This is a genomic window from Granulosicoccus sp. 3-233, from assembly GCF_052681095.1.
Genome location: NZ_JBQYLE010000003.1, coordinates 76014 through 89274 on the forward strand (window position 1 = coordinate 76014; position 13261 = coordinate 89274).

At 58.4% G+C, this 13261-nt stretch carries 14 protein-coding genes; 2 read left to right on the plus strand and 12 right to left on the minus strand.

Annotated features, from left to right (window positions below):
- Positions 1 to 47 precede the first annotated feature (47 nt).
- Positions 48 to 800, minus strand: coding sequence for an SDR family NAD(P)-dependent oxidoreductase (locus ACUNV4_RS09800; RefSeq protein ID WP_430878359.1), 753 nt, complete (start codon positions 798 to 800; stop codon positions 48 to 50).
- 198 nt (positions 801 to 998) lie between these two features.
- Here ACUNV4_RS09800 and ACUNV4_RS09805 point away from each other — a divergent pair, with 198 nt between their 5' ends.
- A complete protein-coding gene (locus ACUNV4_RS09805) occupies positions 999 to 1400 on the plus strand; it encodes a rhodanese-like domain-containing protein (RefSeq protein WP_430878360.1) in 402 nt (133 codons plus the stop codon).
- 41 nt (positions 1401 to 1441) lie between these two features.
- Here the strand turns inward: ACUNV4_RS09805 and ACUNV4_RS09810 are convergent, their stop codons facing one another.
- The 10 genes from ACUNV4_RS09810 to ACUNV4_RS09855 all read right to left on the minus strand — a co-directional run bounded on the left by ACUNV4_RS09810 (position 1442) and on the right by ACUNV4_RS09855 (position 11168).
- Entirely contained in the window at positions 1442 to 3004 is a 1563-nt protein-coding gene (locus ACUNV4_RS09810) for a DHA2 family efflux MFS transporter permease subunit (protein WP_430878361.1), read from the minus strand.
- A 74-nt stretch (positions 3005 to 3078) separates the two neighbouring features.
- Positions 3079 to 4407 (minus strand): HlyD family efflux transporter periplasmic adaptor subunit, encoded by a 1329-nt coding sequence (locus tag ACUNV4_RS09815; RefSeq protein WP_430878362.1) that lies wholly within the window; start codon positions 4405 to 4407, stop codon positions 3079 to 3081.
- A complete protein-coding gene (locus tag ACUNV4_RS09820) occupies positions 4404 to 4985 on the minus strand; it encodes a MarR family winged helix-turn-helix transcriptional regulator (protein ID WP_430878363.1) in 582 nt (193 codons plus the stop codon). Before ACUNV4_RS09820 ends, ACUNV4_RS09815 begins: the two co-directional genes overlap by 4 nt.
- Positions 4986 to 5125: 140 nt before the next feature.
- Positions 5126 to 6892, minus strand: a complete 1767-nt coding sequence (locus ACUNV4_RS09825; RefSeq protein WP_430878364.1) for a PhnE/PtxC family ABC transporter permease — start codon at positions 6890 to 6892, stop codon at positions 5126 to 5128.
- Entirely contained in the window at positions 6870 to 7634 is a 765-nt protein-coding gene (locus tag ACUNV4_RS09830) for a phosphonate ABC transporter ATP-binding protein (RefSeq protein WP_430878365.1), read from the minus strand. Before ACUNV4_RS09830 ends, ACUNV4_RS09825 begins: the two co-directional genes overlap by 23 nt.
- A gap of 8 nt (positions 7635 to 7642) precedes the next feature.
- A complete protein-coding gene (locus tag ACUNV4_RS09835) occupies positions 7643 to 8575 on the minus strand; it encodes a putative selenate ABC transporter substrate-binding protein (protein ID WP_430878366.1) in 933 nt (310 codons plus the stop codon).
- Between the two features lie 76 nt (positions 8576 to 8651).
- The gene (locus ACUNV4_RS09840) at positions 8652 to 9041 is read right to left on the minus strand and encodes a hypothetical protein (protein WP_430878367.1); all 390 of its coding nucleotides are present in this window, start codon (positions 9039 to 9041) and stop codon (positions 8652 to 8654) included.
- A 146-nt stretch (positions 9042 to 9187) separates the two neighbouring features.
- On the minus strand, positions 9188 to 9574 hold the full coding sequence (locus tag ACUNV4_RS09845) for an MAPEG family protein (RefSeq protein WP_430878368.1): 387 nt from the start codon (positions 9572 to 9574) through the stop codon (positions 9188 to 9190).
- A 45-nt stretch (positions 9575 to 9619) separates the two neighbouring features.
- A complete protein-coding gene (locus ACUNV4_RS09850) occupies positions 9620 to 10315 on the minus strand; it encodes a DUF599 domain-containing protein (protein ID WP_430878369.1) in 696 nt (231 codons plus the stop codon).
- Between the two features lie 160 nt (positions 10316 to 10475).
- Complete coding sequence (locus ACUNV4_RS09855; protein ID WP_430878370.1) at positions 10476 to 11168, minus strand: RraA family protein; 693 nt, start codon at positions 11166 to 11168, stop codon at positions 10476 to 10478.
- A gap of 169 nt (positions 11169 to 11337) precedes the next feature.
- Here ACUNV4_RS09855 and ACUNV4_RS09860 point away from each other — a divergent pair, with 169 nt between their 5' ends.
- The gene (locus ACUNV4_RS09860; protein WP_430878371.1) at positions 11338 to 12300 is read left to right on the plus strand and encodes a D-2-hydroxyacid dehydrogenase family protein; all 963 of its coding nucleotides are present in this window, start codon (positions 11338 to 11340) and stop codon (positions 12298 to 12300) included.
- A 130-nt stretch (positions 12301 to 12430) separates the two neighbouring features.
- Here the strand turns inward: ACUNV4_RS09860 and ACUNV4_RS09865 are convergent, their stop codons facing one another.
- Positions 12431 to 13051 carry an HAD family hydrolase gene (locus ACUNV4_RS09865; protein WP_430878372.1) on the minus strand — a complete coding sequence of 207 codons (621 nt, stop codon included), beginning with the start codon at positions 13049 to 13051 and terminating at the stop codon, positions 12431 to 12433.
- Between the last annotated feature and the right edge of the window lie 210 nt (positions 13052 to 13261).

The window sequence follows — 13261 nt, forward strand, 5'->3', positions numbered from 1 at the left end:
ACATCGTGAGGCTCTCATCGGAATACTGCCGACAGCATCATTCTTCCTCAGCAGGTGTAATTCATCCCCAGGCGTCCCCCATCGACATAAATGGTTTCTCCGGTCACATAGCTGGCCTTGTCACTGGTCAGAAAGGCCACGACGTTGGCTATTTCCTGCGCCTTGCCCACCCGTTTCAACGGGGTTCTGGACATGACCATCTTCATCGCCTCCGGATTGGCGTTGACACCTGCCATCATCGCGGTATCGATGGAGCCCGGTCCGACTGCATTGACGCGGATGTTGTGAGGAGCCAGTGCCAGTGCAGAGGCCTTGGTCAACTGCATGACGCCGCCCTTGGACGAACAATAAGCTGCAATGGAGGGAATGGCCACCACGGCATTGATGGACGACATGTTGACAATCGATCCCTGAATCTTGTTTTCCACCATGGTACGAGCTGCGCGCTGCAAGGCTGCGAAGGTGCCCACCAGATTGATGTCGATGACCTTGCGAAATTGCTCCAGAGTTGTATCCAGAAAGTCGCCAGGTGCCGCTATACCGGCATTGTTGACCAGGGCACTGACGGGCCCGTAGTCGCTTTCCACCGTGTCGAACATGGCACTGATGGCATCGGTATCGGCCATGTCGCAGACCATCGACACGGCGTCACCACCGAGTGTCTCGGCGGCCTTTGCCACCCCTTCCGCGTTGATGTCACTGAGGATGACGCGATAGCCATTCTCCGCCAGCGCCTCGGCACAGGCGTAGCCGATGCCCTGAGCCGCACCGGTGATCAATGCCAGTGATTTAGCCGTCATGATTTCAACCCTTTGTCTTTGCTTCGCCAAGAGCCCCAATCTTGCTTGAACGACAGGCGCTTGTACAGTTCGCGACAGGTTTCACGGGTCGGTATCCGCACCTGAATACAGGCGGTATGCACGACAGGGCATGGCTTGCACCGGCAATTCATCAGTGTCACTATGGATGACAGCGAATTCCAGTACCGGAACAGACTCATGCAAACGCTCAAGATCAACACTCGGCAGATGGTTGCCGAGGCGCGGCAACGTATCGAGGAAGTCGAGACCAGCGATCTGATTCGAATGGTGGATGACCCGAACGTCGTGATCGTGGATATCCGGGATATTCGGGAACGTCAGCGCGGTGGATTCATCCCCGGCAGCTTCCACGCCCCCCGCGGCATGATCGAGTTCTGGATCGATCCGGACAGCCCGTATTTCAAGGACATTTTCGCGCAGGACAAGAAGTTCGTGTTTCACTGCGCATCCGGCTGGCGCTCTGCCCTGACGGTCGCCACCCTGCAGGATATGGGATTCGAGGCGGCTCACCTGAAAGAAGGATTTTCCACCTGGGAAAAACAGGGAGGACCGGTCGAGCGCATGGAAGAGTCTTCCTGACCGGACGCTGCGGCACCATGGCCGCAGTGTCATTCAGCGAATCAATGCGCCCCACCGGCAGCCGCACTGCCACCACTTCCCTTCCCGGGTCCAACCTGGCGAACCAGCCACACCAGCGGAATCATCGCCAGAAACAGGATTGCCGATGCCAGAAAGATGTCATCGGCGCTCATGGTGAACGCCTGTTGACTGACCAGCCGATCCACCAGCGACAGGCTTTGCATCTGACTCAATCCACGTTCTGACAGGGAACTCATGGCCTGGTTGAATACCTCATTGCCACCAGTCAAGTGCTCGGACAGCTCCGCGTGATGCAAGGCCGCGCGATGCTCCCAGGCGGTGGTACTGACCGAGGTCCCGATCGCCCCAGCGGTAATCCGGGCAAAATTCGACAGACCCGAGGCTGCCGGCAATTTCTCCGGCGGCAGGCCGGAGAGCGTGATCGTGACCAACGGGATGAAGAAGGTCGCCAGGGCAAGCCCCTGAATGAAGATCGGCAGCAGTACGGCCTGCGGCGTCGAGTCGGTACTGAACTGCGAACGCATCCACATCACCAGCGCAAAGACCGTGAAGGAAAAGGTGACGATCTTTCGGGCATCCAGTCGCGCGATATTGGCACCCACGATCGGTGAGACGATGATGGCCAGAATACCCACCGGCGCTGTCACCAGTCCGGCCCAGGTGGCTGTATACCCCATCCATTGCTGGAGCCACAGTGGTAGTAATACGATGGAGCCGAAGAATGCCCCATAGCCCAGCGATATCAGCAGTGTGCCTACCCAGAAGTTGCGCCCGGCAAACAGGCGCAGATCCACGACGGGATGCTCATCGGTCAACTCCCAGATCACGAAAGCGATGAAACCGATCACAGCCACCAGAGCGAGCATCACGATCTGTGAAGATGCGAACCAGTCCAGCTCCTTGCCCAGGTCGAGCATGATCTGCATGGCACCGACCCAGATGACCAGCAATGCCAGACCGATCGTATCGATCGGCAGTCGTCTGGTGGGCGTTTCCCGCGTGCGGTAGATGGCCCAGGTGATGGCCGCTGCCAGCAAGCCGATGGGCACATTGATATAGAAGATCCAGGGCCAGGACATGTTGTCGGTAATCCAGCCACCCAGAAGCGGACCGCAAACCGGCGCAACCAGCGTGGTGATACTCCACATGGCCAACGCAAGTCCGGCCCTGGCTACCGGATAGCTGGACAGCAACAGAGTCTGGGAAAGCGGAATCATAGGCCCGGCCACCGCACCTTGCAGAATGCGAAAGGCGATCAGCATTTCGATACTCGATGCCATGCCGCACAACAGCGATGCCAGGGTGAACAACAATATGCTGCACACGAACAAGCGAACCTGCCCGAATCGCTGGGTCAACCAACCGGTCAGTGGTACCGAGATGGCATTGGCCACGGCAAAGGAGGTGATCACCCAGGTACCCTGAGTCGAACTGACCCCCAGGTCGCCGGCGATGGCGGGAATCGATACATTGGCTATCGAGGTATCGAGGACGTTCATGAACGTCGCCAGAGACAGCACAATGGTACCGACGACCAGTTTCGGCCCCGTCAGAGGCTGTGGGCGTTCTTGAGTGGTTGCCATGATCAGTTACCGACAGAGGTGCCAGACAGAATGCGAGCGTGCATCATGAATCAGGCTCTACGACTCATCCTTCATCAATTGGTGACGCCGCTCACCGATAGATCATTCAATGCATCCTTGATGGTGCCGTCAGAGCTCGTCGTCTCCGACACGGAACCCGTCATGTTGCGATGGATGATCCTCTGTATCGCTTCCTCGGCGCCACGACTGGCTTGCAATGCAGTCTGTGGGGTGATCAGTGTCTCCGGCTCGGTCACACCGACCGTGTCCGACACTCTTGCACCACTGGTGTCGTCGGTATCGACGCGGGCCGTCATCGACAGTCCGATACGCAAGGGATGCTGCGCCAGCTCCGCCTTGTCCAGACGGATTCTGACCGGTACCCGCTGCACCACCTTGATCCAGTTCCCGGTGGCGTTCTGTGCCGGCAGCAGGGCAAATGCAGCTCCGGTACCGGCACCCAGTCCCTGCACGGTTCCGGTGTAATGCACGTCTTCACCGTAGATGTCCGCTTCCAGCTCGACCTGCTGACCGATTCGCATGTTCGCCAGCTGGCTTTCCTTGAAGTTGGCATCAACCCAGACATCCAGCAGAGGAATCACGGACATGAGAGAGCTTCCCGTCTGCACTCTCTGACCGAGTTGCACATGACGCTGGGCCACATGACCATCCACTGGAGCCCTTATTTCGGTGCGCTCCAGTGCCAGCATGGCATTGCGCATCTGCGCCGCGGCGCGTTGTACCCGAGGATGCTGATCCGGTTCGGTATTGGCAGTCAGCAACAGGCTGGTGGTCAACTGCTCACGCGCGGCCGACAAGGCCGCCTCGGCCGCTCGCGTGGTGCTTTCCGCCACGTCCAGTTGTGCCTGATTATGCTTGAGCTCCTCATTGGAGATGGCCCCGGATGACGCCAGTTGCACCCGTCGGGCCAGATCTCCGCGATACTGTTCGGCCTGAGCACGTGCTCGAGCAAGATCTGCTTCTCGAGACCGAATCTGAGCACTCAAAGTGGCATTGTCACCGTACAGTGTCGTGACTTCTCGGACGGTCTGGGCAAGATCGGCTTCTGCCTGATCCAGAGCCAGTTGCGCATCCACCGGGTCCAGACGAATCAGCACCTGACCGGCCTGTACGTAATCGGTGTCCTGCGCGGCAATTTCGACAACTGTACCCGGCAACTGGGGAGTCACCTGGACTATCGGCCCCTGTACATAGGCATTGTCGGTGGTCTGCGAGGACGGTGCCCCGATGGTTTCCCAGACCAGGTAGCCGGTGCCACTGAGCAGTACAGCTACCGCGAGGGTTCCCAGACCACGCCGCCGCTTGCGCTTGAGATCCTCTCGTGACGCTCGGGCGCCATCATTGTCCTGCGGCATGGCTGCTGTGGTATCTGTCTGATTCATGAACGCTTCCCGGTCTTGTTGCTGCTGCTGGAAGTGGAAACAGGTGTGGATGTGGAATGTCCGCCGTGTCTGGCGGGCAGACTGGCAAACCCTGCCGCGGACCCGTTTTCGAGCATGCGCAGCAGGAAGCCTTTCAGGGTGTCGGCCTCCTCTGCCGAAAAGCCCTGCAGATGATCATTCAACACCTTGCACAAGGCCTCGGGTACTACCGACGCCGACTGCCTGCCCAGGCCGGTGACCTGCAGATTCACGACACGACGATCCTGCTGGCAGCGAACCCGTTCGACGAGTCCTTTCTGTTCCATGCGATCCACCATGCGGGTCACTGCCCCGGTATCCACCTGCATGCGTCTGGCAACCTCGGCGGAGGTCGTGGCCAGACCATTGGCAATGATGTAGAGCGGCTGCCACTGCATTGCCGTCAGATCATGTGGCTCCATGGCCTGATCGATCTGCGATTTCATGGAGTTGAGGACCAGGCGCATCAGATACCCGATGGATTGCTCGGAATCGAATTGCTCGGGCACGAACAACGGAGACGAATTCCCATCGTTTTTTTCACTGCTCTGCTTCGACATGGCATGACGCCCGGGTGGCAACGACTGCCGACAATATGATTGCCCAGGCAGTTATTGTCAAGACAGCAAAAAGCCGGTTTCGATGCCGTTCAGTTCATTGACTGGTGCACGTGAATCATGAGTCGCAAATCCGACTGTCGTTACACGGTGGGTGCGTAACGATGCCTCAGGAAATGACTGATACTGTCGGCCAGCGCCACCAGCACCACGATCACCAGCACGCAGGCTGCCACCTTGTCGAACTGGAACACGCTCAGGCGCAGATACAGCTCCTGCCCGACACCACCGGCACCCACGATGCCCATGAGTGTTGCCGCTCGCAGATTGTGCTCCCAGCGGTACAGGGAATAACTGATCAGCTGACTGCGGGCCTGCATCAGCGTGCTCCACAAGGGAGCCAGAGCCAGAGGGCTGCCGTTGACCACCAGATTGTCCAGCGCACTCTCATCCTGATTGTCCAGACATTCGCTATAGAGTCTGGACAGCACCCCGACGCTGGCAAGAAACAGAGCCAGCGTACCGGTGAAGGGACCAATACCCGCGACAATGATCAACAGCATGGCCCAGACCAGTTCCGGAACCGATCGCATCACGATCTGCAGCAGGTGCAAGGCAGCACTCAACAGGCGCACTACCGGACCGGCGCCCCGCAGATTGACCGTGAACAACAGATAGCTCACGACAATGGCGACGATACTGGCCAGCGCCGTACCGGCGAATGCCATGCTGAGCGTCTCCAGTGCATCCCCCCACAGCCTTTGCCACAGACCGGCAGAGAGGTCCGGGGGAAAGAAGCCCTGGATGAATTCCTGCGTCCGGGCGAAACTGCTGGGGCGCAACCATTGCTCGAGCTGCCAGTCAACTGCATGGAAGCAGGCAATCACAGCCAGAGCAACAAGACAGGTTTGTCCCCATCGACGCAGCGGTGATGCAGGTCGACTGCCTTCATCCCGAGCGGACGAACAAGACCGATCACCGACACTTCTGTTGTCGACACCCGAATCGGCCTGTTCCATCAGACTGTCGGGATGTCGGACGGTGTTCGAGCGGGCTACCCGGCTCAACTGACGACGCAGGGATTTGCTGATGGCATCTGCCACCGACACCAGACCTATGAAGACAAGGATGATGCTGAAGACCTCCGGGGAGGCCAGTTGGCGAATCGATATCAGCAGCTCCTGCCCCAATCCGCCTGCGCCCACGAACCCCAGTACCACCGATGTTCGCAAGGTACATTCCCATCGGTAGATGGAATAGGACAGCAGTTCAGGCAGACATTCCGGCAAGGTGGCATGCAACAGAGTCTTGCACCGACCATTGCCGTTGTCCAACAGATGCCCTGTTACCGCGGCCTCTCCGGATTCGATGATCTCCGCATAGTTCTTGGCAAGAATGCCGATATTGGTAATCAGCAATCCCATGATTCCGGCAGTGGCACCCAGTCCGGTCACACCGACAAACAACAGCGCCCAGATCAGCTCCGGCACACTGCGCAAGAACAGCAACAGTCCGCGCAGACTGCGTCGCAGCAGACGCCCCGGCCTCTTCATGCGTCGGCCGCGAGCCGATAGCGACAGCCGGCTGGTAATGACAACGGCCAGCGGGGTCGCCACCAGCATGGCAAGAACAGTGGCCACCGTGGCAATCGACACGGTCACCACCGAGGCATCGAACAGGCGCTGCAGAAAGTCGGCGTCTGCTCGCGGTGGCCAGAACGTGTCGAAGAAATCGGCTGCCGTGCGCAGGGAATCGTGATCGAGCAGCAAGGCCGGATTGAACTGCGAGCCCGCCAGAGAGGCCAACAGAATCAACAGAACACCGGAACCGACCCACAGACGGCCAGCACGCTCCGGGTCTCGGTGCTGCAGGCTCGCTGGCAAGGTGTCAGCCTCCGAGTTCGGCTTCATGACCACGGTACAACTCATCCACCATGCTGTCGCTGAGCTCGGCCGCCGGGCAGTCGAACACTATTGCACCTTGTCGCAGGCCGATCACCCGTTGCAGTTGCTCTCGGGCCAACTCGACCTGGTGCAGAGAGCACACCAGTGCCTGTCGGCGCGCAGCCGAGTGCTGACACAGAGTTGCCAGGCATGACGCTGCGTTCGACGGATCCAGCGCAGACAAGGGCTCATCGGCAAACAACATGGAGACATCCGCTGCCATGGCACGGGCAATGGCCACCCGTTGTCTTTGACCGCCCGACAGGGTCTCCACCGGTCGCCACAGGTGCTGGTCCACGTCCAGTCTGGCCAACAGTCCGTGGGCCAGAGCGATGTCGGATCGTGACGGCGAGATCAGCGAGCGCAGGGCAAACAGCATGGAACGAGTGGGCAACAGACCCGACAGTACGGCAAGCGCCACTCGCTGTCTGGCGGGCAATGAAGCAGCCTGTGGACACAGATGGATACGGCTGCGCAGTCGCTGCAGGTTCGCCGTTTTCAATTGCCAGGGGTCTACCTCATCCACCAGCAGATTGCCCGTGGATGGCGCCAGAGCCATACTCAATACCCGCAGCAAGGTGCTCTTACCGGATCCACTGGGTCCGATCAGCGCGACTTGTTCCTGCTCACCGATACTCAGACAGATATCGTGCAATGCCGGTGCCGCGCCATCATAGCTGACGCTGACACCGCTGGTCAGAAGCTTCAATGCCAGGCTCAGGGCTTGGCGAGCAACTCTGCCTCGAATGCAGCCTGCTTGATTCCATCATAGAAGCTGGCCTGGCTGGGTATGAATCGCGTGGCACGCTGCAGATCCAGAATGTCCTTCTGCTCGGGATCCGCCATGTCCAGCGACAAGAAGGCATCGATCAACGTCTGTCTGAGTTCTGGTGACAGCCCGGATCGTATGGTCCAGTTGTAGTCGTGGTACTCGGGAGTGGTGTAGAACACACGGAGCTCACTGGTATCCACCTTCTGTTCATCGACAAGCTTTTCCCAGACCTTGATGTTCAGGGCACCCGCATCAACGCGGCCACCAGCAACAGCAAAAGCCGTGGCGTCGTGGGCACCGGAGAAAGCAACGGTGAGATCGTTATCGACATCAATGCCTTCCTGCGTCAGATAATGCCGAGGCATCAGGTGTCCGGAAGTCGACGAAGGGGATCCAAAGGTGAAGTTGACGCCTTTCAGGTCAGCGATAGACTGTATCGGCGAATCCGCCTGCGTGATGAATACGGACTGGAAGCGCTCATCCTCTGCCCGCTGGACGATGGGCTCCACCTTGCCATCGGAACGCTGTGCAGCCTGTACATAGGTAAAACCGCCCAGCCAGGCCATATCGACCTGATCGCTGACCAGGGCCTCGACGGTAGCGGCATAATCGGTAACCGGCACAAAGGACACATCCATCTGCAGTGCGTCGGACAGATAATCGGCCAGCGGTTCGAACTTGCGGATCAGTTCGGTAGGCGCTTCATCCGGAATGGCACTGATGCGGAACTCACCATCGGCCTGAACCGTCGAGGAACCGATGCTCAGACCTGTCAGCAGAAGCAGTGTGGCGGCAAGTGAGCCGGTGCGCCCTGAAACGGACGAACGGCAAACAGTCAGGCAGCGAACAGCCGCTGCCATGAAACGTGATCGAGTCATGTCGAGATAATCCACAATTGCGGCAAGATTAAATGGGCTTGCCAAGGCGGCAGGACTATAGCAAATTACGACAGACTCAAGTAGCCTGCTTGCGAAGAAGCTCCAGCGCCGATTCGGCACATTGCAGACAGATGCAGACATCCAGCTGATCCGGTTGACACAGCGCGCCTGCCTTCGAACTCGGTCGATGGCAGAAGGAACAGCGATGCTCGTGGTCGGGCGAGCGCAGACTGTGCCGGGCCCGCTCTTCGATCTCCCGGATCTTCTCGCAGGTCTGACGAAACTGTGTCTCCGCGTCCTCCGGCTCGGACTCCATCGGTCCACGCGCAGAGCCCTGCTGGTCACTCGACAGAGGATCCGTCAGCTCCCGCGGAGTTGCACCCTGTTCTTCGCCCGTGCCAGAGCGAGTCTTTGCGTCACTGTCTTCACCACTCATGACCGCCTCCGCATTGCCATACTGATTCATGAGGTCGCAGCGTCATGATGCCGCTCGTCAGCGACCGCAACCCGTGTGCATGAGCAGGGTATCAGTCTGTGACAAACGCACCGCAACCGCGACGCCTGTCCAACAGGATTGTCGTCAGTCTACGACAATCGCGACGGACCGTAGTCTCAACTGGCCGTTCGGAACAATGCGCCGATCAATCCGGCCAGCATCAGTATGACCGTTGGAATGATCGTCAGCAGGAATCCGACGGATCGTTTGCCCGGATCGACAATATAGGCTCGTCTGTAGAGTGTGCGTCCCACCAGGTAGACAAACCCCACCACCGCAATGAACGGCGGTGACCAGTACAGCGACGCAACGAACAAGGCCGGCAGAAAACACACCAGCTGTTCCAGCGTGTTCATCTGCACACGGAAAACACGTTCGAATTCCTCGTTACCGCTGATCGCGGGTGCCTTGATGCCGAATTTCCCCCTGGCCTGCCCCACCATGAAACTGAAGTAGAAGAACTGCAAGACTGCCAGTATGGCAATGATGTGAACGTAATTCATGGCAGGTTCGAACCTCTGGTCAGTGGAGAGACAGTCTATGTAACCTCAATGTTCCTTCATTCTGAGGATCATCAGAAATCGGGATCGAAATGCTCGACGGTACAGCACGAATGCCACCCAGAGAGTCGCCGCCATGAACAACCAGGCATTGATGAACCAGGTGAATGCTGCCAGCGCAAAGAAGTAGGAGTTCAGACCGGTGGTGAAGTGCTTGGCCGCCAGGGCATGCAGCAAGGACAGCTTCCTGGCATAGAAGTCCAGTACACGCTCGTCTTCATCCTTGTCGGGAGCCGCACCGATCATGATCAGAATATAGTTGTAGAGCCGGTAGCTCCAGGCAAACTTGAAAAACGCAAAAACGAAGATGAAAACGATCAGAAGAATCTTGATTTCCCACTGAAAGCGCGAACTCGTGGTGGAGAGAGGGATTTCCTGCAAAACGGCAACGGCGTTGTCTCCCGACCCCAGACCGGCCACCAGACCACCGATCAGCAGCACCGAGGTAGAACCGAAGAACAGCACCCCCTGCTGCAGACCGTTCTGTATCAGTGCATCAAACGGCGACCCTTCGCGCTTGATGACGTTGCGCATCCACTGTTCCCGCATTTCCACCATGGCCGTGGTAATGGTCGCGGGGCTGTAACGTGAATGATTGACGACATAGAAGTGCCCTATCCAGGTCACGAAAAACAGTGCCAGAGCAAAGAGATCGAGTATTGAAAATCCGTAGAAGCTCGGCATGTGTCAGGCAGTCGGATGAGACCCGGAGGAAATGGCTGGCTTGCCAGTGAGGATAGCGACAATATACGGCTTTGCCTCGTGAGCCGCAAACAGACGGGTTACCACCAGACGAACCATGGTCATGTTCTGAGGCATCAAGCCCGATCATTCAATGCAGGGTTCAGATGCGCCTTACTCGCGAACTGCTCAACAATTCCCGCGTGCTGTCCGGCATGATGAGCCCATTGTCGACGGCAGCATCGAGCGATGCCTCCAGCTCCCGAACCGTCTCCAATGCCGTGATGACGTCATCCAGTCGATCGTGCGCAATCACCACCGCACCATCTTCATCACTGACAATCACGTCGCCACTGCTGATCCGCATATCGCCGAGCTGTACATCCGTACCGACCTCGCCGGGGCCGTTGGCATAGGGAGAATTGGGCGACACACCCGCACACATGACCGGCAGGCCCACCTTGTTGATGCCGGCGACATCGCGCACCAGACCATCGGTGACAAACCCCTGACCGCCCGCATTGCGAAGCATCCCCATGACCCGATCGCCAATGACAGCCGAGCCGTCCCACTGCCCCGTCGACGCGACCATGATGTCGCCGGGTTGAACCTCGCCCAGACCTGCAAACACCGCCAGGACATCAGCCGGTCCACAAAGACAAGTCAGTGCAGGACCGCACATTCTTGCCGGGAGAATACCGGGACTGACATGGCGAATGCCGGCCGGCAATGCCCCGCGTCCCTTCATGGCATCTGCCAGAAAACCGGTGGGAGTCCCTGCCAGTGCCTGCAACTGCCGAGCGCTCGGTCTGGCGTGGTTCTCTCGAATGATCAGTAATGGCGGCTCTTCTATCATGAATCGATTCCAGCTCGGGAATGGGTAACGAGCCCCAACATTACACTGTCCAGCCGGTGATGTGTCCTGACGACAGCCTGGCATCTTCCACAAGCTCCTGTCTGAAGTCTCGACAGAGTACTTGTGGTATACCAAGGCCATCACGCCAATTCAATGGAGCGCACACGAGATGAAGAGAATCGCGATTCTCGATGATTACAAGAATGCGTCGCGAACGTCCGCCGCCTGGGAGAGCCTGGCCCGGACGGAGGTCACTGTATTCAATGAGCACATTGCCGGCGAGGATGCGCTGGCTGAGGCCTTGGCTCCCTTCCAGATCATCGTCATCATGCGCGAACGCTCCCCGTTCCCGAAAACACTGCTGGATCGTCTGCCCGAGCTTGAACTGCTGATCACGGCAGGCATGCGCAACCTGTCAGTGGATATGGAAGCTGCCCGTCAGAATGGCGTGACCGTCTGCGGCACGCAGATGATGCGCAACGCCCCGTTCGAACTGACCTGGGCATTGATCATGGCGATCATCCGGCAGATTCCGGCCGAGAACGCATCCATGCATGCCGGCGGCTGGCATGAATCAATAGGCATCGGATTGAAGGGCAAGACGCTGGGCATCCTGGGCCTGGGCAGACTGGGGAGTGAAATTGCCGGTATCGGTAATGCCTTTGGCATGCGGGTCATTGCCTGGAGCCAGAATCTGACGCCAGAGCGAGCGGCCGAAGCCGGCGTCACCCACGTCGAGAAGGATGAACTGTTTACCCAGTCCGATGTGCTCAGCATCCACCTGCTACTCAGCGATCGAACGCGGGGCATGGTGGGTGCCAGAGAATTATCCCTGATGAAGCGAAGCGCCTATCTGGTCAATACAGCTCGTGGCCCCATCGTCGACGAACGAGCATTGATCGATGTGTTGCAGAACAGGCAGATCGCCGGTGCTGCTCTGGATGTGTTTGATGTGGAGCCTTTGCCAACGGATCACCCGCTCCGAGCACTCGACAATACCGTGCTCACCGGGCATGTCGGTTACACGATCGAGGAGCTCTATCCCCTGGTGTATGGTCAGGCCGTGGAGGACATTGCACAATGGCTTGACGGGAATCCGGTACGGGTTCTGAATGCAGTCGACAAGGATTGACTCGACCTCATCAGGACTCATCAGAACTCATCAGGACTCATCAGGACTCATCAGGGCAAGGATCTGCCCTGATGCACATCCGGATGCGCAGATGGCAGTGTCGGATCACATCCTGTCGGCGAACAGACCATCAATGTCTTTCTGCAAGAATCCTGCTTACCAGTCGATCGAGCAAATCGCCGCCGGCGTGCTTGTCGGTCAGCTGCTCGGCCTGCATGCCGAATGCGATGGCAGCAGTGGTGTTCTTTTCCATGTCATCAACGAATACGCAGCTCTCGGGCGTCAGTGAAAACCGTTCGCACAGGTGTCGGTATATCGCGGCATCCGGCTTGATGCATCCCGCCTCGCAGGAAACGACTATGCCTGCGCAGGCGTCCCAGCAATCATGATTGGCTGCCAGGTAATCCCAGGCATGCTTTGGCATGTTCGAAAGGATGTAGATCGGTACGCCGGCGCTGCTGGCACGTTGCATGGCATCCATGGTAGCGGGTAGCGCCAGCAAGGAAGAGCCCAGGTTCTGGTAGATGCTGGCAATTCCATCGGGATTCAGCGCTGTTCTGGTCTGCGCCCTGGCAATACCTTCCTCCATGCTCAGCAGGCCCTGATCCAGTGCCAGCCAATCGGCATGCCCGACTGTGACCCGCAATGCTTCCTCCTGCTCTACCGGGCTGTCAAAGGCTCCGCCGACGAGCGCATCCGGGTTCCAGTCACAAATGACATTGCCGATATCGAGAATCAGATTGTTGAGCATGGGGCCGTTCCAGCTGCCAGATTGAAGGGGCCAAAGCATACCGCGAGTGACTGGCTGACGATAGTGTCGCGATCGTGCAAGCGATGAATCACGGAATCACAGAATCACCAACTCACCAACTCACCAACTCACCCACTCAACTGGCTACGGCTGGACGGTGCATGTCATGCGCACGCCCGCGTCCGGGCAGCCTGGCCCTCCCCCAGAGTG

Coding starts and splice junctions, on each gene's coding strand:
- ACUNV4_RS09855 (WP_430878370.1), bottom strand. CDS start 11,168: ATGATAGAAGAGCCGCCATTACTGATCATTCGAGAGAACCACGCCAGA.
- ACUNV4_RS09860 (WP_430878371.1), top strand. CDS start 11,338: ATGAAGAGAATCGCGATTCTCGATGATTACAAGAATGCGTCGCGAACG.
- ACUNV4_RS09865 (WP_430878372.1), bottom strand. CDS start 13,051: ATGCTCAACAATCTGATTCTCGATATCGGCAATGTCATTTGTGACTGG.
- ACUNV4_RS09850 (WP_430878369.1), bottom strand. CDS start 10,315: ATGCCGAGCTTCTACGGATTTTCAATACTCGATCTCTTTGCTCTGGCA.
- ACUNV4_RS09810 (WP_430878361.1), bottom strand. CDS start 3,004: ATGGCAACCACTCAAGAACGCCCACAGCCTCTGACGGGGCCGAAACTG.
- ACUNV4_RS09845 (WP_430878368.1), bottom strand. CDS start 9,574: ATGAATTACGTTCACATCATTGCCATACTGGCAGTCTTGCAGTTCTTC.
- ACUNV4_RS09825 (WP_430878364.1), bottom strand. CDS start 6,892: ATGAAGCCGAACTCGGAGGCTGACACCTTGCCAGCGAGCCTGCAGCAC.
- ACUNV4_RS09805 (WP_430878360.1), top strand. CDS start 999: ATGCAAACGCTCAAGATCAACACTCGGCAGATGGTTGCCGAGGCGCGG.
- ACUNV4_RS09820 (WP_430878363.1), bottom strand. CDS start 4,985: ATGTCGAAGCAGAGCAGTGAAAAAAACGATGGGAATTCGTCTCCGTTG.
- ACUNV4_RS09800 (WP_430878359.1), bottom strand. CDS start 800: ATGACGGCTAAATCACTGGCATTGATCACCGGTGCGGCTCAGGGCATC.
- ACUNV4_RS09840 (WP_430878367.1), bottom strand. CDS start 9,041: ATGAATCAGTATGGCAATGCGGAGGCGGTCATGAGTGGTGAAGACAGT.
- ACUNV4_RS09835 (WP_430878366.1), bottom strand. CDS start 8,575: ATGACTCGATCACGTTTCATGGCAGCGGCTGTTCGCTGCCTGACTGTT.
- ACUNV4_RS09815 (WP_430878362.1), bottom strand. CDS start 4,407: ATGAATCAGACAGATACCACAGCAGCCATGCCGCAGGACAATGATGGC.